The organism is Salinicoccus luteus DSM 17002 (assembly GCF_000712035.1).
Classification (GTDB): Bacteria; Bacillota; Bacilli; order Staphylococcales; family Salinicoccaceae; genus Salinicoccus; species Salinicoccus luteus.
Window position 1 is genome coordinate 547,519 of sequence record NZ_KL544008.1, and the last position, 21,233, is coordinate 568,751.

Annotated in this window: 22 protein-coding genes; 19 read left to right on the forward strand and 3 right to left on the reverse strand. The window is 51.0% G+C overall.

The features are described 5' to 3' along the window. The first annotated feature begins 66 nt into the window (after positions 1-66). The gene (locus BO53_RS0112550) at positions 67-771 is read left to right on the forward strand and encodes a cytochrome c biogenesis CcdA family protein (protein ID WP_031548730.1); all 705 of its coding nucleotides are present in this window, start codon (positions 67-69) and stop codon (positions 769-771) included. A gap of 2 nt (positions 772-773) precedes the next feature. Continuing rightward, positions 774-1,271, forward strand: a complete 498-nt coding sequence (locus tag BO53_RS0112555; protein ID WP_031548734.1) for a CcdC family protein — start codon at positions 774-776, stop codon at positions 1,269-1,271. An 18-nt stretch (positions 1,272-1,289) separates the two neighbouring features. Here BO53_RS0112555 and BO53_RS0112560 read toward each other — a convergent pair whose 3' ends face one another. Beyond that, positions 1,290-1,784, reverse strand: coding sequence for a DUF2621 domain-containing protein (locus BO53_RS0112560; protein WP_031548737.1), 495 nt, complete (start codon positions 1,782-1,784; stop codon positions 1,290-1,292). Positions 1,785-1,874: 90 nt separating this feature from the next. Between BO53_RS0112560 and BO53_RS0112565 the strand changes: the two genes are divergently transcribed. From BO53_RS0112565 to BO53_RS0112635, 15 genes are all read left to right on the forward strand, one after another. Further along, positions 1,875-2,075, forward strand: a complete 201-nt coding sequence (locus tag BO53_RS0112565) for a DUF1659 domain-containing protein (protein WP_031548740.1) — start codon at positions 1,875-1,877, stop codon at positions 2,073-2,075. An 18-nt stretch (positions 2,076-2,093) separates the two neighbouring features. Then, on the forward strand, positions 2,094-2,306 hold the full coding sequence (locus tag BO53_RS0112570) for a DUF2922 domain-containing protein (protein WP_031548744.1): 213 nt from the start codon (positions 2,094-2,096) through the stop codon (positions 2,304-2,306). A 1-nt stretch (position 2,307) separates the two neighbouring features. Beyond that, entirely contained in the window at positions 2,308-2,427 is a 120-nt protein-coding gene (locus BO53_RS13785; protein ID WP_084185049.1) for a YvrJ family protein, read from the forward strand. Between the two features lie 67 nt (positions 2,428-2,494). After that, entirely contained in the window at positions 2,495-3,619 is a 1,125-nt protein-coding gene (locus tag BO53_RS0112580) for an exonuclease SbcCD subunit D (RefSeq protein WP_031548747.1), read from the forward strand. Continuing rightward, entirely contained in the window at positions 3,600-6,611 is a 3,012-nt protein-coding gene (locus tag BO53_RS0112585; RefSeq protein WP_031548750.1) for an AAA family ATPase, read from the forward strand. Before BO53_RS0112580 ends, BO53_RS0112585 begins: the two co-directional genes overlap by 20 nt. Before the next feature lie 35 nt (positions 6,612-6,646). Continuing rightward, positions 6,647-8,074: an MDR family MFS transporter gene (locus tag BO53_RS0112590; protein WP_031548753.1), complete on the forward strand. Its 1,428-nt coding sequence runs from the start codon at positions 6,647-6,649 to the stop codon at positions 8,072-8,074. A gap of 149 nt (positions 8,075-8,223) precedes the next feature. Beyond that, the gene (locus BO53_RS0112595; protein ID WP_031548756.1) at positions 8,224-8,835 is read left to right on the forward strand and encodes an SCO family protein; all 612 of its coding nucleotides are present in this window, start codon (positions 8,224-8,226) and stop codon (positions 8,833-8,835) included. A gap of 90 nt (positions 8,836-8,925) precedes the next feature. After that, a complete protein-coding gene (locus BO53_RS0112600) occupies positions 8,926-9,813 on the forward strand; it encodes a cation diffusion facilitator family transporter (RefSeq protein ID WP_031548758.1) in 888 nt (295 codons plus the stop codon). Positions 9,814-9,832: 19 nt separating this feature from the next. Next, positions 9,833-10,789: a nucleoside hydrolase gene (locus BO53_RS0112605; RefSeq protein WP_031548762.1), complete on the forward strand. Its 957-nt coding sequence runs from the start codon at positions 9,833-9,835 to the stop codon at positions 10,787-10,789. Next, on the forward strand, positions 10,776-11,645 hold the full coding sequence (gene rbsK / locus BO53_RS0112610; RefSeq protein WP_031548765.1) for a ribokinase: 870 nt from the start codon (positions 10,776-10,778) through the stop codon (positions 11,643-11,645). The genes BO53_RS0112605 and rbsK overlap by 14 nt, the downstream gene beginning before the upstream one ends. Positions 11,646-11,814: 169 nt before the next feature. After that, a complete protein-coding gene (locus tag BO53_RS0112615; protein WP_031548768.1) occupies positions 11,815-13,059 on the forward strand; it encodes an MFS transporter in 1,245 nt (414 codons plus the stop codon). 199 nt (positions 13,060-13,258) lie between these two features. Then, on the forward strand, positions 13,259-15,043 hold the full coding sequence (gene argS, locus BO53_RS0112620) for an arginine--tRNA ligase (protein ID WP_169738753.1): 1,785 nt from the start codon (positions 13,259-13,261) through the stop codon (positions 15,041-15,043). A 49-nt stretch (positions 15,044-15,092) separates the two neighbouring features. Continuing rightward, positions 15,093-15,530 (forward strand): PH domain-containing protein, encoded by a 438-nt coding sequence (locus BO53_RS0112625; protein ID WP_031548774.1) that lies wholly within the window; start codon positions 15,093-15,095, stop codon positions 15,528-15,530. Between the two features lie 137 nt (positions 15,531-15,667). Further along, positions 15,668-16,087: a cytidine deaminase gene (locus BO53_RS0112630; protein ID WP_031548776.1), complete on the forward strand. Its 420-nt coding sequence runs from the start codon at positions 15,668-15,670 to the stop codon at positions 16,085-16,087. A gap of 107 nt (positions 16,088-16,194) precedes the next feature. After that, on the forward strand, positions 16,195-17,400 hold the full coding sequence (locus tag BO53_RS0112635) for a multidrug effflux MFS transporter (RefSeq protein WP_031548779.1): 1,206 nt from the start codon (positions 16,195-16,197) through the stop codon (positions 17,398-17,400). Between the two features lie 222 nt (positions 17,401-17,622). On the opposite strand, the gene BO53_RS0112640 is transcribed toward BO53_RS0112635, so the two are convergent. Continuing rightward, a complete protein-coding gene (locus tag BO53_RS0112640) occupies positions 17,623-18,462 on the reverse strand; it encodes an aldo/keto reductase (RefSeq protein WP_031548782.1) in 840 nt (279 codons plus the stop codon). Between the two features lie 183 nt (positions 18,463-18,645). After that, positions 18,646-19,143 (reverse strand): GNAT family N-acetyltransferase, encoded by a 498-nt coding sequence (locus tag BO53_RS0112645; protein WP_037342224.1) that lies wholly within the window; start codon positions 19,141-19,143, stop codon positions 18,646-18,648. A 189-nt stretch (positions 19,144-19,332) separates the two neighbouring features. On the opposite strand from BO53_RS0112645, the gene BO53_RS0112650 reads away from it, so the two are divergent. Next, positions 19,333-20,211, forward strand: a complete 879-nt coding sequence (locus tag BO53_RS0112650) for an SDR family oxidoreductase (RefSeq protein WP_031548790.1) — start codon at positions 19,333-19,335, stop codon at positions 20,209-20,211. A gap of 231 nt (positions 20,212-20,442) precedes the next feature. Next, complete coding sequence (locus tag BO53_RS0112655; protein WP_031548793.1) at positions 20,443-21,231, forward strand: transporter substrate-binding domain-containing protein; 789 nt, start codon at positions 20,443-20,445, stop codon at positions 21,229-21,231. The last annotated feature ends 2 nt before the right edge of the window (positions 21,232-21,233 follow it).

Below are 21,233 nucleotides of genomic sequence, written 5' to 3' on the forward strand. Positions count from 1 at the left end.
TGGACCCAAAAACTACTTATGCCTCCATCATGTCTGTTAAAATGACATCTGAATGGAGGTATTTCTATGGGTAGCGAAGTGACTTTTCTCCTCGCATTCGGAGCCGGCGTACTGAGTTTCGTCTCACCGTGCGTACTTCCGGTCTTCCCCGCGTTCATCTCCTATATAACAGGGATGAGCTATAATGAAGTCGAGAGCCAGAAATTCAATTTCCGGGCGATCCTTCATACAGTATTCTTTCTTATCGGATTCAGTCTTATATATATCGCACTCGGGTTCGGCACAGCATTCTTTGGCGGCCTGCTCATAGAATATTCCGACCTGATCCGCCAGCTCGGCGCCATACTCATCGTCGTATTCGGGCTCATCGTCACAGGTGTCCTGAACTTCGACTTCCTCATGAAGGACAGGAAGATCCACTTCAAGAACCGGCCTTCCGGCTTCATCGGCTCAATCCTGATCGGCATGGCCTTCGGCGCTGGATGGACACCATGCAACGGGCCGATCATTGGCGCCATATTCGCGATGAGTGCAACGGAACCGAACAATGCACTGATGCTGATGGTGGTGTACTGCCTCGGATTTGCGGTACCGTTCTTCACATTGAGCTTCTTCGTCTCCAGGACGCGCTGGATGCTCAAATACTCCAGCCGCATCATGAAAATCGGCGGCATCATCATGGTGCTGATGGGTGTGCTCCTGTATTTTGATGGCCTGACACAAATCATCATATGGCTCCAGCCGTTCTTCGGCGACTTCCAGGGGTTCTGACAATGAATATTGAAAGCATACTCTTTGCCGCCGCATCCATCATGGCCGTATTCATGGGCATCGCTGCAGTCTTCGTCAGGCAGAAGGCTGCGAAGCGTCCCCTGACGATGGCAAAAATCGTCATTCCGCCGGTCATGATGTCTACAGGGGCGCTGATGTACATATTCCCGTACTTCAGGCTGACACCGTTTGAAATCATGGAAGCGACGGTCATGGGACTGCTCTTCTCCATCGTGCTCGTCATGACGACACGCTACGAGGAGAAGGATGGTGCGCTGTATGTCAAGCAGTCCCGGATGTTCCCCGTCATACTGATCGTCCTGTTGGTACTCAGGATCATACTGAAGACGGTGCTGTCCATGAGCATTTCGCCCGGGGAGATCGGAGGGATGTTCTTCCTCCTCGCATTTGTCATGATCGTCATCTGGAGACTGTCGATGTTCATCCATCTCCAGGCATTCAAAAAGCAGCAGATCAATGAAGTGAGCCCAAGAAGTTAGACTTTTTGGACTCGCCATTCATTTTGATCTGCTGCTTATTTTTTCCGTCTGTTCGAATATGGAGAATTTCTGTTTTTCATCATCGGCATACTGGAAGAGATCCTCATAAGGGGTATAGTCGATCTCCATCTCGTTCAGCTTCTTCTTCATGAACTTATGATCGCGCTTCGGCGTCGCGATGATATATCCCTTCATGATATGGTCGAGCGTGATGTTATCCGCCTTCTCGTCCAGTGCAATCTTTGATATGCGTCCGGCAATCCGCTCCTTCGCCACATCCCTGAACAGTTCGGGGACGGGGGAGACCAGCTCGTTCAGAAGGTGCCGCGCCTCGTTATTCCACAGGGGCAGTGCCCTGTCTATATAGTAGTCCTGCCAGTCGAGTTCACTATAACCGTCTTCCTTCGGCATCCGCTTCAGAAACTTCCTGAACATGAAATATCCGCCGATGGTCATCGCTCCCAGCATGACGAATGTCCATAAAGCAATGCCCCACATAAATACATCGTTCATTCCCTCACCTCCCCGTCATTATAGAAAATTAAAACAGAATTGTCCATTGAATCATTTGTGACGATATATAGGGTGAAGGAGGTGAGAGACATGCTGAAGAACATGAGTGCAAAGTTCTATTTCTTTGAAGCGGACGAGACGGGCGATGAAAAGCTCCGTTTCAGATCCGTGAGAAACCTGGACATCACATCGACGGATGAAGCCATCAACACATTGGCCGACATCTACAGGAACCTGACGAATGATGTGTACCCGATCGTCGAGAAAGAGCAGACCTACGTCATCAACTAATAAGAGGGAGGAAGAGGAATGACCAAAAAGCTTGTGATTGTATTCAACACAGAACTGAACCGCCGATTCACGCTGAACATCAGCAATCCAAAGGAGGACCTGACCGAGGCGACACTGCTGCTTGAGGCGGAGCGCCTCATAGAGACGGGCGTTCTTGCGCCGATGCAGGGGAAACCGGTATCCGTGCATTCCGCCAAGATCGTCGAGCAGAACGTCACCGAGATCATCTAGCATGGAATGGGTCCCACTGGTCAGCGATGTTGGATTTCCGGCCGTGATCACGTTCTTCCTGCTCCATCGCATGGAGCGGAAACTGGACGATCTCATCATATCCATCAGACAGCTGAGCTGAAATGCCGCCCCCAAATTTACTTGGGGGCGGTTTTTCTTGTATAATCGTAATCACATGAGGTGGTAGAATGAAGATATTACATACTGGAGACTGGCATATCGGAAAACGCCTGAACGGCGTGGACCTGATAGAGGACCAGCAATTCATACTGGACCAGTTGATTGAATATATAGAGGGCAATCCCATCGACCTGGTGGTTGTGGCCGGTGATGTATTCGACCGGAGCAACCCTTCCCAGGCGGCGCTCAAGCTCGTCAATGAATACCTGTACAGGATCAATATAGAAAAGGGCATTCCGGTGCTTGCCATCAGCGGCAACCATGACAGCCGCTCGAGGCTCGATTATGGCAGCTACTGGTTCGAGAAGAGCGCCTATCATATGCGGACGTCGCTGTCCGACATCACCACACCGGTAGTGATGGACGGGCACCACTTCTATATGGTGCCGCACATGGATGTACTCGAGGCGAAGGTGTATTTCGATGATGAATCGATCCGGACGCACCATGATGTCTACCGGCGGATTACGGAGGAGATAGCGGCGGTCATGGACCCGGATGCCTACAATGTCCTCATCGGACACATGTTCATCTCTGAAGGGAAGGCGTCCGATTCCGAGCGTCCCCTGTCCGTCGGACTGTCGGAAGAGGTAGGGTCGGAACTGTTTGATGCGTTCGACCTGGTCCTCCTCGGGCACCTGCATCATCCGTTCGCAATCACGCACGAGAAGATATTTTACAGCGGCTCCCTGCTCAAGTACTCATTTTCTGAGGTCAAGCAGCCGAAAGGATTCCGTGTCGTGGAGACGGACGCCGGGACGAAGTGCCGGTTCCAGCCGCTCGAGTGCCGCCGCGACCTGGTGCACTACACGGGCACCTTTGATGAAGTCATCAATGAGGCGGTGACATTCGAGGACAGCGGAGCCTACTTCAAGTTCGAGCTTGCCGGCATGGAGACCGTCAACGACCCGATGGCGAAACTGAAGATGCTCTATCCCAACACGCTTGAGCTGAGGCCGGTGAAGCAGCACCATGAAGCGGGCCAATCGACGGTTGATGCCCACCGGTCGAGTGATGCCGAAATATTCGAGTCATTCATCGGAACCGTCCATGGAGAGCCGCCGACGGACTATCAGAAGCAGATTTTCAATACTTATTTCAAAGGTGATGCAGATGAAACCGATTCGGATTAATATGCAGTACTTCGGTCCGTTCGAGAACGAGACGATAGATTTCGACCGTGTCAGGGACAGCATGTTCCTGATCGGCGGCCGGACGGGCTCCGGGAAGACGATGATATTCGATGCCATCACCTATGCACTCTATGGCACCCTGTCGACGAGCGACCGGGCCGAAGGGTCGGTCAGGAGCCAGTTTGCGACGGATAATGACATCAGCAGCATCCGCCTGGAATTCGAGATCAGGGGGAAACGCTATACAGTCGAACGCACCCTCTCCTACAGCAAGGAGGGCCGCAAGACACCGGTGCCGCCGAAAGCCGTCCTTTATGACGCCTCCGGCGAAGTGCTCGAGGGCAGCATCAATGGCGTGAAGCAGAAGGTGCTCGATATCCTCCAGCTGAATGCAGAACAGTTCCGGCAGATCCTCATCCTGCCGCAGGGGGAGTTCAAAAGGCTCCTGACTTCATCAAGCGAACAGAAGCAGGAGATTCTGAGGACCCTGTTCCGGACGGAACGTTTCGTCCAGTTCGAAAAGCGGCTGAATGAACTGAAGAAGGAAAAACTTTCGGAAAGTGCAGCCGTAGAGGCAAAAATAGAAGGCCTTTTCAATACGGTCAGCAGCGGTGGACTGCCTGAAGCAGACGCACTGCTTGAAGCGGATTATCCGACTTTCACCAAAAGGGTGGCTGCAATCGAGGAGGTCCAGACGCTCCTCGAAGCAGAGAAGGGCAGGATGGAGGACGGACTCGAAGAGAACCGGAAGGCCCTGGAAGCCGGGCGGCAGGATCTTCAGCAGAAGCGGGAGAACAACAGAAGGCTTGAGGAATTGGAGGAGATCAAATCCCAGCTGTCGGCCCTCGAGGCCGACCGTTCCGAAATCGCTTCACTCGAGGCTTCCCTTGAGGAGTACAGGGCGGTCAAGGAGATGGAGTATGCCTTGAAGACCGAGGACCAGGCACTGCGCCGAAAAAAAGAGGCCGAAGCGGCCCTGTCGGAACTTGAAGTACAGTCAAAGCAGGTGGCGGGTGAACTGGACGAGGCCCTCAGCGACCACGCGGCACTCGGGGAGAAGGACGCCCTGTACAAGAAGGCGGAGCGCTGGCTGAATTCGACAGAACGCTTCATGGATGATGACGAAATCGCGCATCTCGATGAGACGATCGGGTCCCTCAACAAGAGGAAGCGGGAAATCAGCCGGGAAAACGATGCGCTTTCGCAGGAATTGGCGTCGATCGAGCAGACACTCGCTTCTGAAGCCTGGGACCATAGACAATCGGACCAGCTGAACCAGGAAAAGTTCCAGATTGACAATGCCATCAGCACCCTCAGGCAGGAGATGGAAGAAGAGCGCGCCAACAGCCGATATGATGAAGAGAAGGCCCGATTGACTGAGGAGATCGAGGCGATCGGCAGGCAATGTGAAACGATCGAATCTGCACGCGATGAAAAGAAGAACAGTATAAAAAGCAGATTCTCGTCCGCCGATGGTGTACATATCGAACATCTGGTCCAGCATCTTGAAGTGGGCAGGCCGTGCCCGGTCTGTCAGCAGAACGTCGAGACGCTGCCCGTTGAAAATGAATATCTGTCGGAAGCGGAAGAGGCGGAACTCAAAAAGTTCGAGACGGACCTGGAAGCACTTCTTCGTGAGAAGGACTCGAAGAACAGACGCATCACGGTGATAGAGGAACTGCTCGCAGGAAAGGCGCGCAGGGATATCGCTGCACTCGAAGCGTCCCTCAGGGAGAAACAGGCGCAGCGGGACCGATTGTCTGAAGAAATCGAGGCGGACAGGAAGAAGTTTGAGCATAAACAGGAGCTGGACCAGCGGTATAATAAGCTGAACCGCACACTCGGCGACAACCGGCTGGAAGAGAACAACATCCAGCATTCCCTCTCCCGTGCGGAAAACCTTGCCTCGGAATTCAAAACCCAATCCGGGTATGAAAGGTACGAAGATTTCACCGCCTCCTTCCGGAAATGCCGGCAGGCGCTCGAGGACTATCAGCGCCGCCTCAGGAATAATGAAAAGCGGCAGCAGGACTGCCGGGAGCAGAAGTCCAGGCTGGAAGAGAAGCTGTCCCATCAGAAGGATCAGCTCAAGACGCTGAATGCCGAGCTTGAGGAGACCACGCCTGACATCGATCGCTTCACCAAAAAGACCGGCCGGGACAGGGCATATCTGCTGTCGGTATTGGAGCGGACGGATGCCGCCTCCATGGAGGAATCGATCAAGGCCTTCCACAGCAAAAAGGAAGTATTGGAAAGCCGCAGGGCAGCACTGCTCGAGACCGTATCGACCCGTGACATCCAGGACACCGGAGCGGTCGAGGAAGAAATCCGGCAGCTTGAGGAAAAAGGGGAGTCACTGACCAATGAGCGGGCGCGGCTGATGGCGAATCTCGAACATAACCGGAAAACTTCGGAGAAAATGGAAGCCCTGATTGCCCAGCATAACGAGGAGCTTGAGGAAATCCATGCCCTTGTGGCACTTGTCGACGCAGTCTCCGGCAGGAATGAGCAGAAGGTTTCCCTGGAACGCTACGTCCTCACATATTATCTCGACCGCATCCTCCACATCGCAAATGTACGGCTGCTCGAGATGACGAACCACCGCTACGAACTCAGGCGCAGCACTTCCAAAAGCAGCCGCAAGACCGGACTTGATATTGAAGTGTTCGACTTCTACAACAACCGCCCGCGCCACATCACCTCACTGTCCGGCGGCGAATCATTCCAGGCGGCGCTCACCCTGGCGCTTGCCCTTAACGAAGCGCTGCAGCAGGAATCCGGCGGCATCAGCCTCGATACGATGCTGATCGATGAAGGGTTCGGGACACTGGATCCGGAAACGCTCGATATGGCGGTGAATACACTGATGGAACTGCAGACACACGGCAAGATGGTCGGCATCATCTCCCATGTCGAGGAACTGAAGGAACGCATGGAGAATATACTCGAAGTCACTGCAGTGAATGAACGGAGCACTACGAATTTCAAATAATAAAAGGTGGGCCACCATAAGGAAGTAGTGAGAATATGCAGATCACACGTTTTACCCGGCCGAGCCAGAAGACGGTCCTGATTGCGACATTGATGATGGGATCGTTCCTTGTGCTCCTCAATCAGATGCTGCTTGTCACAGCAGTGCCGCCGATCATGGCGGCATTCGACATTCCATTCAGTACGGCACAGTGGCTGACGACGGGCTTCTTCCTCGTCAACGGGATCATGATTCCGGTCTCGGCATTCCTGATCAACAAGTTCACATCCAGAACACTGTATCTGACGGGCATGATGATATTCATCGCAGGGACGATCCTTGCAGCGGTCGCCCCCCTGTATTCGGTGCTGCTGGCAGGCAGGATACTGCAGGGGATTGCAGCCGGCATCATGATGCCGCTGACACAGGTCATACTGCTCACGCAGTTCCCGCTTGAACAGCGCGGCAAGGCGATGGGCTACTTCGGCCTCGTCATCGGGCTGGCACCTGCCATCGGGCCGCCGCTTGCCGGGTACATCGTCGGCATCTGGCCATGGCGCTCGCTGTTCCTCATCGTGCTGCCGCTCGTGCTCGCCAACCTGCTGCTTGCGTACCTGTCGATGAAGAACGTGACCCATCAGACCAATCCGAAGGTCGATATCCCTTCCATCGTACTGTCCACGCTCGGATTCGGCGGACTGCTGTATGGCTTCTCCGTCGCAGGCGTCAGGGGATGGGCGGATCCGCTCGTGCTGTTGTCGGTCTTCGGCGGCCTGGCACTTGTGCTGGTATTCACGAAACGCCAGCTCAAGCTGCCGCAGCCAATACTTGAAATGACCGTCTTCAAGAACCGCTATTTCCTCATGAGTTCACTGATCGGCGTCATCGTCTTCACCTCCATGGTCAGTGCGAACAACATCCTGCCGGTCCTGATGCAGGACATGCTCGGGTACACCCCGTTCGAATCGGGGCTGGCCCTGCTGCCCGGCGCACTGCTCATGGGGGCGACGATGCCCGTTGCAGGTATACTGTTCGACAAGTTCGGCATCCGGACCCTGACATTCGCGGGTCTCGGCCTGATACTTGCGACTTCGATCATGCTGTCCTTCCTGACGAAGGAGACCACATTCACCTATCTGGCGATCGTCTATACATTCCGTCTGCTCGGTACCGGGCTGACGATGATGCCTTTGACGACATTCGCGATGAATGCCCTGCATGATTCGAAGATCCCCCATGGCACTGCGATGAACAACACGATGCGGCAGATCGGCAGTTCACTGTTCACAGCCGTAATGGTCACCGTAATGACCGGCGTGGCACTGAACCTTTCTGCAGGGACGCCCTCACTCGTCGATGAAATCGCCGGAGTGAATGTAGCATTCATCTTCTCGGCCCTCATGGCCGCTGCAGGCCTTCTGATGACCTTCTTCCTGAGGGAACAGGACTACAGTCGGCAGCAGGATAGAACAGAAGATGTGTAAAAAAGGGAGAATCCTTCAACGGGGTTCTCCCTTTTCTGCTGGCGTTTGCAGAATATGCCATACTCTTTTCACAAAATACCGATTTTTAAGGTTGTTCGTCAATATTTATTTGATATAGTTAGAATTATATACAAATCGGAGGGTTATTGATGCGGAAGTCTATTTTTATTGTATTTATTTTAACGCTGGCACTATCAGCCTGCAGTACCTCCGGTGTCGAAACGATGTCACGATACGGCAATACGATCGATGATTTTGAAGTGACCAACCAAAATGGGGAGACATTTACGAGGGCGGAGATGGAAGGCAAGGTCTGGCTGCTCGACTTCATCTTCACCAACTGCGCGACGGTATGTCCGCCGATGACGGCGAATATGACAGAAGTGGTCACAGAGCTTGAAGCGCGGGGCATTGAGGATTACGGTGTCTTGAGCTTCTCCGTCGACCCCGAGACGGATACGCCGGAAGTACTTACGGACTATATCCAATATTATGATGTGCCCGAAGGGACGGAGTGGCAGCTGTTGACCGGATATGACTATGATTTCATCAGGAACTTTGCCGAAAACAACTTCAAGACCATCGTGGCACCGCCGCCTGAAGGCAGCAACCAGGTGACGCATGGCATCAGCTTCTACCTGATCGACCAAGAGGGCAAGATCATCAAGGACTATCCGGGTGTGGACACCGGAGATACGGAATTCCCGCTTGAGGAGGTCGTCTCCGACGTGGAAACGCTGGCAGAGGAAGGCCTCCAGTAGATGCAGAACCGCAAGGTTCTGTTTTTTTGTTCCATGAATAGGGGAATATGATAGTATGAAATGATAATGCATGCAAAAGAGGGCTGAATCATGAGTAATAGATATAAGAAGGCACAGATTGCGACAATGATCGGCATTGCCGTGAACCTGCTCCTCGCAGTACTGAAGGCGGTGGGCGGCATACTCGGCAACAGCCGTGCACTCGTCGCCGATGCCGCCCATTCGGCTTCGGATGTGGTGAGTTCCATCGCCGTCCTCGTCGGCATCCGGGCGGCACAAAAGCCGCCGGACAGTGAGCATCCGTATGGGCATGGAAAATCGGAGAACGTGGCGACCCTGATTGTGGCCATACTGCTTGTCGTCGTCGGTTTTGAGATCATCTACAACGCAATCGTTTCACTGATGGCAGGCACAGCACAGAACTACACGACGATGATTGCACTCTATATCATCATATTCTCCATCATCGTCAAGGAAGTGCTTTTCCAGTACAAATACAGGCTGGGCACTAAAATCAAGAGCCCGGCGCTCATTGCTGATGCCTGGCATCACCGCTCTGACGCCATCTCTTCCGTCGTCGCCCTGGTGGGCATCGGCCTGTCCATCATCGGCACGGCCTACGGCATTCCCTATCTCGGCTACCTGGATCCCATTGCGAGTGCCATCATCGCACTGATCATCATGTACATGGGGTATCAGCTCGCAAAAGAGGCCGTCAGCATGACGCTTGAAGTCGTCCTGAATGAGGATGAGACGCGGGAGATGCGGGAGACGGTCGTCGAGATCAACAAGGTCAGGCAGATCGACCGGCTGATTGCCCGGTCGCATGGCTCGTATGTCATCATCGACATCAAAATCAGCGTCGATGCGGACATTACCGTAGAAGAGGGACACCACGTCGCAAGAATCGTCAAACAGACATTGCTCAAGAATCACGAAGAAGTAAAGGACGTGAATGTTCACGTCAATCCATACTGATGACAGGAGATGCAGAAAAATGACAGCAAGAAAAGTAATTCTGGATTGTGACCCGGGGCATGATGACGCAATATCCATCATCATCGCCGCTTCAAAAGAGAGCGACCTCGAAATTCTCGGCATCACGACGGTCGCCGGTAATGTGGAAGTCGAGAAGAATACGGTCAATGCACTGAAGGTGAAGGACCTGCTCGCACTCGATGTCCCGGTCGTGCAGGGCGCCTCGAGGCCCCTTGTGAAGGAGAGCGAAATCGCGACTGAAATCCATGGGGAGTCCGGTATGGACGGCCCCGAACTGCCGGAGCCGGTGAGCAGGAAAACGGACGGCCATGCGGTGGATTTCATCATCAATCAGGTGATGCAGTCTGAAGAGAAGGTGACACTGGTACCGACCGGTCCATTGACGAACATCGCCATGGCACTCGTCAAGGCGCCCGAAATAAAGGCGAATATAGAAGAGATCGTCCTGATGGGCGGCGGTACCTTCGGCAACTGGACGCCCGCTGCCGAGTTCAATATATATGTGGACGCGGAGGCCGCAAAAGTGGTCTATGAGAGCGGTGTTCCGATTGTAATGTTCGGACTCGATGCCACACATGAGGTGATTGCGACGGATGACATCCAGAAACGGATCGCAAAGATCGACAACAAGGTGGCGGACTTCGTCGCCGAGCTGCTCGTATTCTTCGGCGATATGTATCAGGAGCACTTCGGCATGGCGGGCGGGCCGATCCATGATGCCTGCACGACGATGTATCTGCTGAAGCCGGAACTGTTCGGCTTCAAACACGTCCATGTGGCGATCGAGACGAAAGGCGAATTCACATACGGAGCAACCGCAGTCGACATGCTTGGTGTCACGGGCCGTATACCGAACACTCGCTTCGCCCATGAGGTGGATCAGGAAGCATTCTGGAACCTGTTCGAAGAAATCCTTGAATCATACGGTGGGGTGAAAGCGTATGAAGACGCCTAGAATTACAGTCATCGGCAGCATCAATATGGACCTCGTGACCGTTGCGGAAAACATGCCCGAGCAGGGCGAAACCATCTCAGGAGACAGCTTCAAGACCCTGCCCGGCGGCAAGGGCGCCAACCAGGCCGTCGCCGCCGCGAGACTCGGTGCAGAAGTACATATGATCGGCAAGGTGGGGGGCGATCCGTTCGGTGCCACCCTCATTGATAATTTCGAAGCCCAGGGTGTGGATACGGGTGCCATAGAAACGGAGGCAGGCATCTCCTCCGGACTCGCCAACATCATCGTCTCAAACCATGACAACCGGATCATCATCATTGCCGGTGCCAACGGTGAAGTCACCCCGGATTATGTGGACGGATTCAAAGAACAAATTGAAGCAAGTGACTATGTCCTCATCCAGTTCGAAATTCCGAAACGGGCCATTGAGCACATCCTCGATCTCTGCGGTACACTCGGCGTACCCGTCATCATCAACCCCGCGCCTGCCATGCAGCTGGATGATATACATTGGGAAAAGGCCACATACATCACACCAAATGATAATGAAGCGGAGAAGCTGTTTGCATATGATACAGACGGCTTGCCGAAATTCCATGACAGGCTGATCATCACAAATGGCGCCAAAGGCGCTTCCTTCTTCAGGGAGGACAGGATGATCACAGTGCCGACCGAGAAGGTTGAAGTCACCGATACTACAGGAGCCGGTGATACATTCAATGGCGCACTCGCCGTCGCACTCGCTGAAGGCAGGACGCTTGAAGAAGCGGTCGCATTCGCCAATAAAGCCGCCTCCCTCTCCGTACAGAAGCTTGGTGCCCAGAGCGGCATGCCGAAGCGGGAAGAGATGGAGTAGAGAATGGCTGGCTAAAACCACTCCGTATCCCCGAAGTTGAACCATATCAGCTTTGGGGGCTTCTTTTATGGAGATGAATCATTTATTCTAAAGAAAACCGGTTGCAGTATATAACTGCCTATTTCCGGTTGCATCATAATCTTTGATTCCAAATGGATGTGACGCCGAAATGAAAAATAAAAACAATTTCTATTATGGTTGGGTGATCGTGGCGGTATGCGGACTGGCCGTCTTCTTCTCGGGACCGGGACAGACCTATTCGAATGCCGCCTTCATCGATGAATACATAAAAGAGTTTGGATGGAGCCGTACGGAAGTATCGAGCCTCTATTCATTTGCGACACTGGTCGCCGGATTCGTCATGATCGGGGTGGGCAACTTCATCGACCGGTTCGGCCAGAAGAAGATGATGATCATCGCGGCAATCGTCCTTGCTCTTGCGACCTTCTTCAACAGCTTCGTGCAGAATATGTTCATGCTGGCCATCGGCTTCTTCTTCATCCGCCTTTTCGGGCAGGGCAGCATGACACTGATTCCGAATACGCTCGTCCCCCAATGGTTCATCCGGAAGCGGGGACTGGCGTTCAGTCTGATGATGCTCGGGAGCTTCTCCAGCGCGATGCTGTTCCCGATCATCAATGTCTGGCTCATATCGGAATGGGGCTGGCGGTTTGCCTGGCAGTTCTGGGGCTTTGCGCTGCTCGTGATATTCGTACCGATCGCCTGGATCTTCATCCGGAATACACCGGAGGAGATGGGGCTGTCACCGGATGGGCTGCGCCTTAATATAGATGGTAATGAAGAAGATGGCGGTGACGACATTCATGTCCTTGAGGACAGCTGGACCCTGAAGGAAGCGACCCGTACCCTGTCATTTTGGACACTGCTCATATGCGTCGGCATACCGTCGATGATCAATACGGGCATCACCTTCCACATCGTCTCCATCTTCAAGGAGAACGGCCTTGAAATGGGGGCTTCCGCTATGGTGCTCAGCCTGATGGCCATGGTCGGCATTCCGATGTCCTTCGTTTCAGGCCTCATCACCGACAGGATCAGGACCAACTACATCCTGGTCATGATATTCGTCATTGAAATCATCCTCCTGCTTTTCCTCAATAACGTGACCACCTATGCGCTCGCGATACTCTTCGGTGTCATATGGGGAATGTCGAACGGACTCGAACGGATCGGGACGAATGTCGTCTGGTCCAACTATTTCGGCAGACGCTACGTGGGAAGCATCAATGGCGTCGGTTCTACAATGGTCGTCATCGGCTCTTCACTCGGCCCATTGCCGTTCGGCCTTGGATACGATATGTTCGGCAGTTATACATTCATTCTCACGCTGATGGTCGTCTTCCCGGTCATCGGCATCATCAGTGCACTGCTGTCGAAAAAGCCGCAGAGATAGATTATAATCATTATGGCGTGGCATGGAATGAGTAAAATATTTGCAGTGAAGGAGAGAAGACTCTACTCCACTGTTATATTAATTAACTATTGAAAAAATTTAGATGTTAGCTATAATATACATAATTGAATAATTCAGTAAAAGAGTAGTTCATGGAGTTCTTAAGCGAGTCCGGGATGGTGGAAGCCGGATGGGGGAAGTGGACGAAACGCATTACGTTCATCTGGTGGCAACACCGTTATCAATGAGAGTATATTTGGAGTGGTACCGTGAGCAACTCACCTCTATATGGAGGTGGGTTATTTTTATTTTTAGGGGGAATCATATGCTGAAGAATAGAATTGCTGAAGATTTGCATAAAGTGTTGGAAGGTCACTTGGGATTGGAAGAGGTTATTCAAATTCTCGAAACCCCTTCAAACGAAGAATACGGGGATTTGTCATTTCCTACATTCACATTGGCACCGTTATTCAGAAAATCGCCCAAATTGATTGCTGAAGATATCTCCATGAAATTTCAAAGTGAGATGGTTTCATCAGTAGAGATCATCAATGGCTATATCAATTTCTACATCGACAAGGAGACAGGAAGCAGATTCATTATGGATGCCATTCTTGAAGAGGGCTTTGGAAATATATCCTATTTGGAGGGGCAATCCTATGTCATGGACTTTTCCAGCCCGAACATCGCCAAACCTTTTTCCATGGGACACCTGAGAGCGACCATACTCGGTGATTCCCTTTCAAGGCTGCTCAAGAAAAATGGTGCCGCAGTTATTGGCATTAACCATCTGGGCGACTGGGGGACTCAATTCGGAAAACTCATTGTCGCCTACAGCAAGTGGGGGGATGCTAAAAAGGTTGAAGCCAATCCCATACAAGAACTCTTCGCACTGTATACACGTTTCCATAAAGAAGCGGATAAAAATCCACCGTTGGATCAGGAGGCAAGAGATGCGTTCAGTAAGCTTGAGAGAGGGGATAGGGAATACCTCGATTTATGGGAATGGTTCAGAACAGTTTCATTGGAGGCTTTCCAGAAGCTTTATGATCAACTGGATATTTCTTTCGACTACATACAGGGGGAGTCTTTCTACAATGATAAACTTGAAGAAGCCAGCATCCTTTTGGAGAAGCAAAATCTGTTGGAATATGATGATGAGGCATACATTGTAAGATTGGAAGACGTGCCACCGGCATTAATTAAAAAGAAAGATGGGGCTTCCCTCTATATCACAAGAGATATTGCAGCGATGCTCTATAGAACTGATATATTCTATCCAGATAAGATTCTATACGTTGTAGGTCAGGAGCAGTCTGTACATTTCGAGCAGCTGTTCCAACTGGGCGAGTTGCTCGACTTGAAACCGGAGATCAGACATATTCCGTTTGGACTCATTTTGAAAGATGGCAAGAAAATGTCCACAAGAAAGGGCGAAGTCATATTACTTGAAGAAATCATAGAGGATGTAAAGAAAGAAGCTATGTTTGTCATAGATGAAAAAAATCCGGAACTGCAGGATAAAGAAGTTGTGGCGGAAAAAATCGCAGTCAGTGCGATCAAGTTTCATGACCTTAAGAATGACAGGATGAACAGCTATGATTTTAATATTGAAGATATGCTCAAATTCGATGGTGAAACTGCCGTCTATGTCATGTATACCAATTCCCGGATCCATTCAATCTTAAGAAAAAGCGAACTCGATTCTGAGGCTGCAATGACTTTTGATGATGCCATGTGGCCTTTGCTCAAACATATGGCAAGATATGAAGACGTATTGGTCGAGGCGGCAGACCGCTATGCTCCTTCCGTCATCTGCAGATATACTTTGCAGTTATGCAGGCTGTTCAATGCGTACTATGGTAAAGAGCGAATCATAGGGAGCGGGAACGAGCAGTCGAAACTGATCCTCCTGGAGCAAATTTCAAAAATAATAAAAGATGCTATGTCTGTTCTGGGCATGGAGGTAGTGGATGAAATGTAGCACTTTAAGTTCTATATGTGATTGAAGACATATAAAAGGAGGAAGGGTTGTGGTTTTTCGGTCAAAAGTTGATGCATTTTATACTGGCTTTATATTGATTGTAATACTGATCATTGGACTGGTTTCATTTTTACCACTATTACTGGAAGATGCACCATTACTGGCGATCCTCATATGTGCTTCTATATTCCTTTTGGTGGCAAGTCTCATCTTATGTATGACTTTTTCAGTCGAGTATGTCTTCTTGGATGACTACTTATTGATAAAAGGCGGTCCATTCAGGAGCCGGATTCCATATAAAAGTATCACAAGAATAACCTCTACAGATAAAGTTTTATCAGGACATAGAATATTGTCATCGAGGGATGCGCTTGAGATTTTCAATCAGTATACATTTTTTGGAAGCATCAAAATTTCACCTCAATATAAAAAGAATTTCCTTGGCGAAATCAAAAAGAGATGTCCGGGTGTGATGTTTGAAGATTAGTATAGCAGGAGAACATTTGTATAGTTGAAAGAACAGCGATTTGTGCCGATGGGGAGACGAATGGTATGGGAGGAAAAGATGTCCAACCCATGCTATAAGTGCAATCCTCATATTAAATAATTGAGAGGGTGAATGAAATGAGTATAGAGCAGCTTTTATTTGAAGAAGCAAAAGAATTGATAGAAAATAGATATCCAAAAGGTTGGGGCGGAGCCGCAGCTATGTACACAAAATCAGGGAAAATTTATACGTCCGTAGCTCCAGAAGTCATTAATGCTTCTACAGAACTTTGCATTGAAACAGGTTCGATACTGGAGGCACATAAAGAGGCAGAAGTTATCACACACTCCTTATGTCTGGTCAGAGATGATGAAAGTAGTGCATTTAAAATACTGACAGCATGCGGTACATGTCAGGAACGTCTACTTTATTGGGGCAGAGGGGTTAAGGTTGCGGTGACAAGCAACTATCATGACAACATTGAATTCAAAACTTTGGAAGCACTTCAACCTTATCATTGGACTCATGCATACGACGACATAGAATTTGAAGAATGATATCTAATGTTTCAATACCTTTTTGAATGTTCAATTGCGGCCTGTTTCTTGGCCAATGATAAGCGGGCGTTTAATCATCAGAAATATGATATAAGAAGAGGTGTCCCATGAACGTGAATCATGAAGAAAAATCCCGGAAGGTCTGGATTGTCGTACTGCTTGGTCTGCTGACTGCGATCGGTCCATTGTCGATGGATATGTATCTACCGGCACTGCCGATTGTGGCCACGGACCTCAATACCACTGCATCGCTCGCCCAGCTGAGTCTGACGGCCTGTCTGATCGGTCTTGCCGCCGGACAGCTCATATTCGGTCCGCTCAGTGACATCATGGGACGGAAGCGGCCACTTCTATATACACTTGCCATATACGCGTTGGTTTCTGCACTATGCGCCTTCACCGGCAACATATGGGTGTTCGTGCTGCTCCGCTTCGTTCAAGGGTTTACGGGTGCAGCGGGCATCGTCATCGCACGGGCGGCGGCACGGGACATGTATATAGGAAAGGAACTGACGAAGGCATTTGCACTATTGGCGCTGGTCAATGGGGCGGCACCAATACTTGCTCCGATTTCAGGCGGCATGATCCTCAATTTCGGTTCATGGCCGGTCGTCTTCCTGGTCATCGCGGCCATCGGCGTGCTTCTGCTCCTGTCGGTTTCCTTCATGTTCAAGGAGACGCTGGAGGCATCGAACCGTTCAGAGGGCAGCATGTTTGCCGTCGTCAAAACGTTCGACGACCTTTTTAAGGATAAAGTCTTCATGGGCATCGCCTTTACCCAGGCGCTGATCATGTCCGCCATGTTCGCCTACATCGCCGGTTCGCCCTTTGTTCTGCAGAACATCTATGAAGTCTCACCCCAGCAGTTCTCGCTCATATTCGCGATGAACGGCCTCGGTATCATCGTAGCCGCCCAGGCGGCCGGCAGACTCTCCTCGACAGTGGATGAGGTGAGGATACTGCTGATGGGCGTGTCGATGTCCGTTGTCGGCAGCCTCCTGCTCATAGTAGTGGTCATGCTGGAGCTTCCTCTCCTGCCGATGCTCATCGCTCTGCTGCTCGTCGTATCCAGTGTCGGCATGGTGTCGACGACCGCCTTCTCGCTCGGCATGCAGAACCAGAAGAAGTCCGCCGGCAGCGCCTCAGCATTTCTCGGGCTGCTGCCATTCATCGGCGGTGCACTTGTATCACCGCTGGTCGGCATGGCAGGAGATGAGGCGGCATGGCCCATGGGGCTCGTCATCATCCTCTGCAGCATTGGTGCACTGATCATATTCCTCGGCTTTGTGAGGCAGCGGCCGGCTGTCGATTGATTTTCACACTTGGAGGCATTGTGCACTCTTCCATATGATTTAGAAAGTCCTCTGCAGAACGGGTAGACAGATACCGGAAAGCAGAGGATTTTACTTTATCTATCCATCCGAATGAGGGAAGAGGAGGACAGGACAATAAAAAACTCCCATATGCCGGAAGCTGTCCGGTTATGGGAGTGGTTTTTCTTTTTATTCACATGGTCATTGCGAGAGCATGTCTGATTACTTTTTGCCATTGAATGTGGCAGGGTCCGATCCATTGCGTTCATCCCTGTTCAGCAGATTGATCCGGTTGATCTGCTCATTACTGAGGGAAAAGTCGAATACATCTATATTCTCTTCGATTCTCTCAGGTGTAACGGACTTCGGAATGGTGACGAGCCCGTTTTCGATATTCCAGCGGATGATGACCTGTGCTGCTGATTTGCCGGTTTCTGAAGCAATTTCGTTGATGGTCTCATCATTGAGCACCTTGGCGTTCATCAGTGGAGACCAGGATTCCATGATGATCTTGCGGGACTCCAGATACAGCTTCAGGTCGTTCTGCACAAGGTAGGGGTGGTACTCCACCTGATTGATGACAGGCTTGACGTCCGTCCGCTGCAGGAGCTTGTCCAAGTGCGGAATCAAGAAGTTGCTGACGCCGATGTTCTCGACCCGGTCGTTATTGTACAGGTGTTCCATCTCCTGCCACGTCTGGATCATGAGCTCCTCGTCAGTACCCGGCCAGTGGACGAGGTACAGGTCAAGGTAGTCAAGATCCAGATTTTCGAGTGATGTATCATAGGCCTTCTCGACATTTCCACGGCCGAAGTCGTCAAACCACAGCTTTGAGGTGATGAAAAGATCCGAGCGGTCGATGCCGGCTTCCTTCATGCCTTCTTTGATGCCTTCACCGACGCTCTTTTCATTCTTGTATATCATGGCCGTGTCGATACTGCGGTAGCCGTTCACAATCGCATGTTTGACTGCGTTCTTGCATTCTTCACCATCTTCAACCCTGAATACACCGAGTCCTATCTGCGGCATCGTATTTCCATTGTGGAATTCAACATTTTTCATATCTTCTTCTCTCCCTGATTTTGAAATTTGGCTGTCACGGCATGCTTGGTCCCTGCGGGGCGGGGATGCGGGCTGTCCAATGTCCCGCCCTCATGCCGAGTGAATCTGACATATAGAATATCTACCCATAATCTGCATCAACTAAAGAAAACGCATATGAATTTTTGGGGAGGATCCGCCCAGTCAGTTCAAAAGCTTATAGTAGACGTTCACATTTTTGTATTCTCCGAATGGATCCTGTGAATAGCTAGGGATTTCACCAATGAGCATGTATCCTTCCGACTGATAGAGGACATTCGCCGGCCCATCCTTTTCGGTATCCAGCATCAACAGCCACCTGTTCTTCTGGATGGCTGCCTGTTCTGCATGCTGAAGCAATGCTTTCGCGACCCCTTTCCTGCGGGCGTCCGGATGTGTCATCAGTTTGGCGACTTCCGCCCGGTGCTGTCCGTTTTCCTTATCGCTGAGGTGCAGCTGTACCGTGCCTGCAATCTGTCCATCCAGTATGGCGACGTATAGATGGACTTGTTCCGACAGGACACCCTCCCAATAGCGGGCTGCCGTCTCATCGCTCATCGGGTGCAGATAGTTCATGGAGGCGCCCTGGGCTACGACTTCCTGGAATAGCCGTGACAACTCCGCACGGTCGTTCTGAATATCTGTTATTTCTTTGATCTCCATACTATGTATCTCCTTTCGTCTTCCTCCATTATAAAGTAAAAGTGCAGGGGACAGAAACATCAGAGTTGCATACTGAATCATTTGAAATGACCAAAGGACAGACAGTCGGATTGTCGCCAGGCGTTTAGCTTTTCCACGAAGTGGTACTGAAAGGGTGACTTCAATAATTCTCCAAGGAGGCATTCTATAATGAGTGAACTGGATAAGCAGACGTATCTATCAGACGGTGTGAAGCCACAGACGCAGTCCCGCCAGCCCGGCGTGGAAAAGGAAATGGACCCTGAACCGGTCTATGAACTGGAGAGCCATGTCGGTTCGGGCAAGCTGAAAGGCAAAGTGGCCCTGATCACCGGTGGGGACAGCGGAATTGGAAAAGCGGTTGCCATCGGCTACGCGAAGGAAGGGGCACATATCGCAATCTCCTATTTGGATGAGCATGAAGATGCAGAGGCTACAAAACAGCGGGTCGAGCAGGAAGGTGTAAAGTGTACGCTGCATGCCGGGGACATCGCGGACGAAGCATTCTGTTTCAAAGTGGTTGAGGAAGTGGTGGAGAAGCACGGCCAGCTGAACATACTGGTCAATAATGCAGCACGTCAGGAAGTGAAGAGCAGTGTCGTGGACATCAGCGCCGAGCAGTTCAAACACACATTTGACGTCAACTTCTTTTCGATGGTGCATTTTACGAAAGCCGCAATCCCGCATCTGCAGGCTGGAGACAGTCTGATCTATACGACATCAATCAATGCATATGTCGGCAATAAGGCGCTGATCGACTATACATCCACGAAAGGCGCTATCGTCGCTTTTGCCCGTTCGGTCGCCCAGGAGCTTGCCGAGAAGGGCATCCGGGTGAACGGTGTAGCACCTGGACCCATCTGGACGCCGCTGATTCCGGCTACGATGCCGACCGATATGCAGGAATCATTCGGGGTCACAGCGCCTCTCGGCCGTCCCGGACAGCCTGCAGACCTGGTCGAGCCCTACATTCTGCTGGCTTCGGAAGGCTCCGCCTATATGACCGGCCAGTTCATCCATGTAAATGGCGGCACGTACATCTCGTCCTGACCAAAAAACAGGAGTACATGTGGCACCACAAAATTTCATAGTAGAGAAGCCATCATAAAAAGCAGACTCTGTGAGTCTGCTTTTTTATATTCTTCATGGCTTATTGAAAAAGGTTATAAGGAAGCGGGGAATCATCTATAAGAGAGTCCATTGTAGTCATACTTTTTAAATGATATGTTTATTAGGATGAAAAACATAGTTTGTAAGTATGATTTATAGATGGAGGCGGAAATGATGAAGCAGTTTTATATATTTTTGACGTTCGCACTTGTGCTCGTTTTGGGTGCATGTGGAGAATCCAGTGCCAATGAAGCGGAGTCGGGCGCGGTCATAAAAATCGGTTCGACGCCGGATGGATATCCGCAAGTATATTCGGAAGATGGGGAAGTAAAAGGATTCAGTGCCGATGTCTATCAGGAAGTCTTCGACCGCTTGGAATATGAAATCGAATGGTCGCTGACGGACTGGACCGGTGCTCTGGCTTCACTCGAGACCGGGAAGGTGGACACACTGGCCAATTTTGCAGTGACGCCGGAAAGGCAGGAAAAGTACAATTATACCGATCCCTACTACTATTCCAGGGCAGGCTTGGGAGTTGCACAGGATAATGAAGACATCAATTCGCTTGAGGATGTCCAGGGCAAACGGGTAGCCAATGTCACCGGCTCTAACTATGGTGATGTCCTGAAGACCGAGGATGAGGCGGATGGAATCGAACTGGTGAACTATGACACCATGGACGTCATCATCAGCGACGTGGCCAGTGGAAATATGGATGCCTTTGTCACAGGCAGGGAGACACTGCTTGCGCAAATACAGGACAAGGGGATTCCACTCAGGGTGACGGAAGAGGCATTTGGAGAAAAGCTGGTCGCTCTGCCATTTGCCAAAACCGGGGAGAATGACCAGCTCATCGAAGAGATCAACGGTGCCCTTCAGGAAATGCGGGAGGATGGCACTTTGTCTGAAATCTCCAATGAATGGTTTGGTGAAGATGTGACTGTAAGTGCTGAGGGATAGAA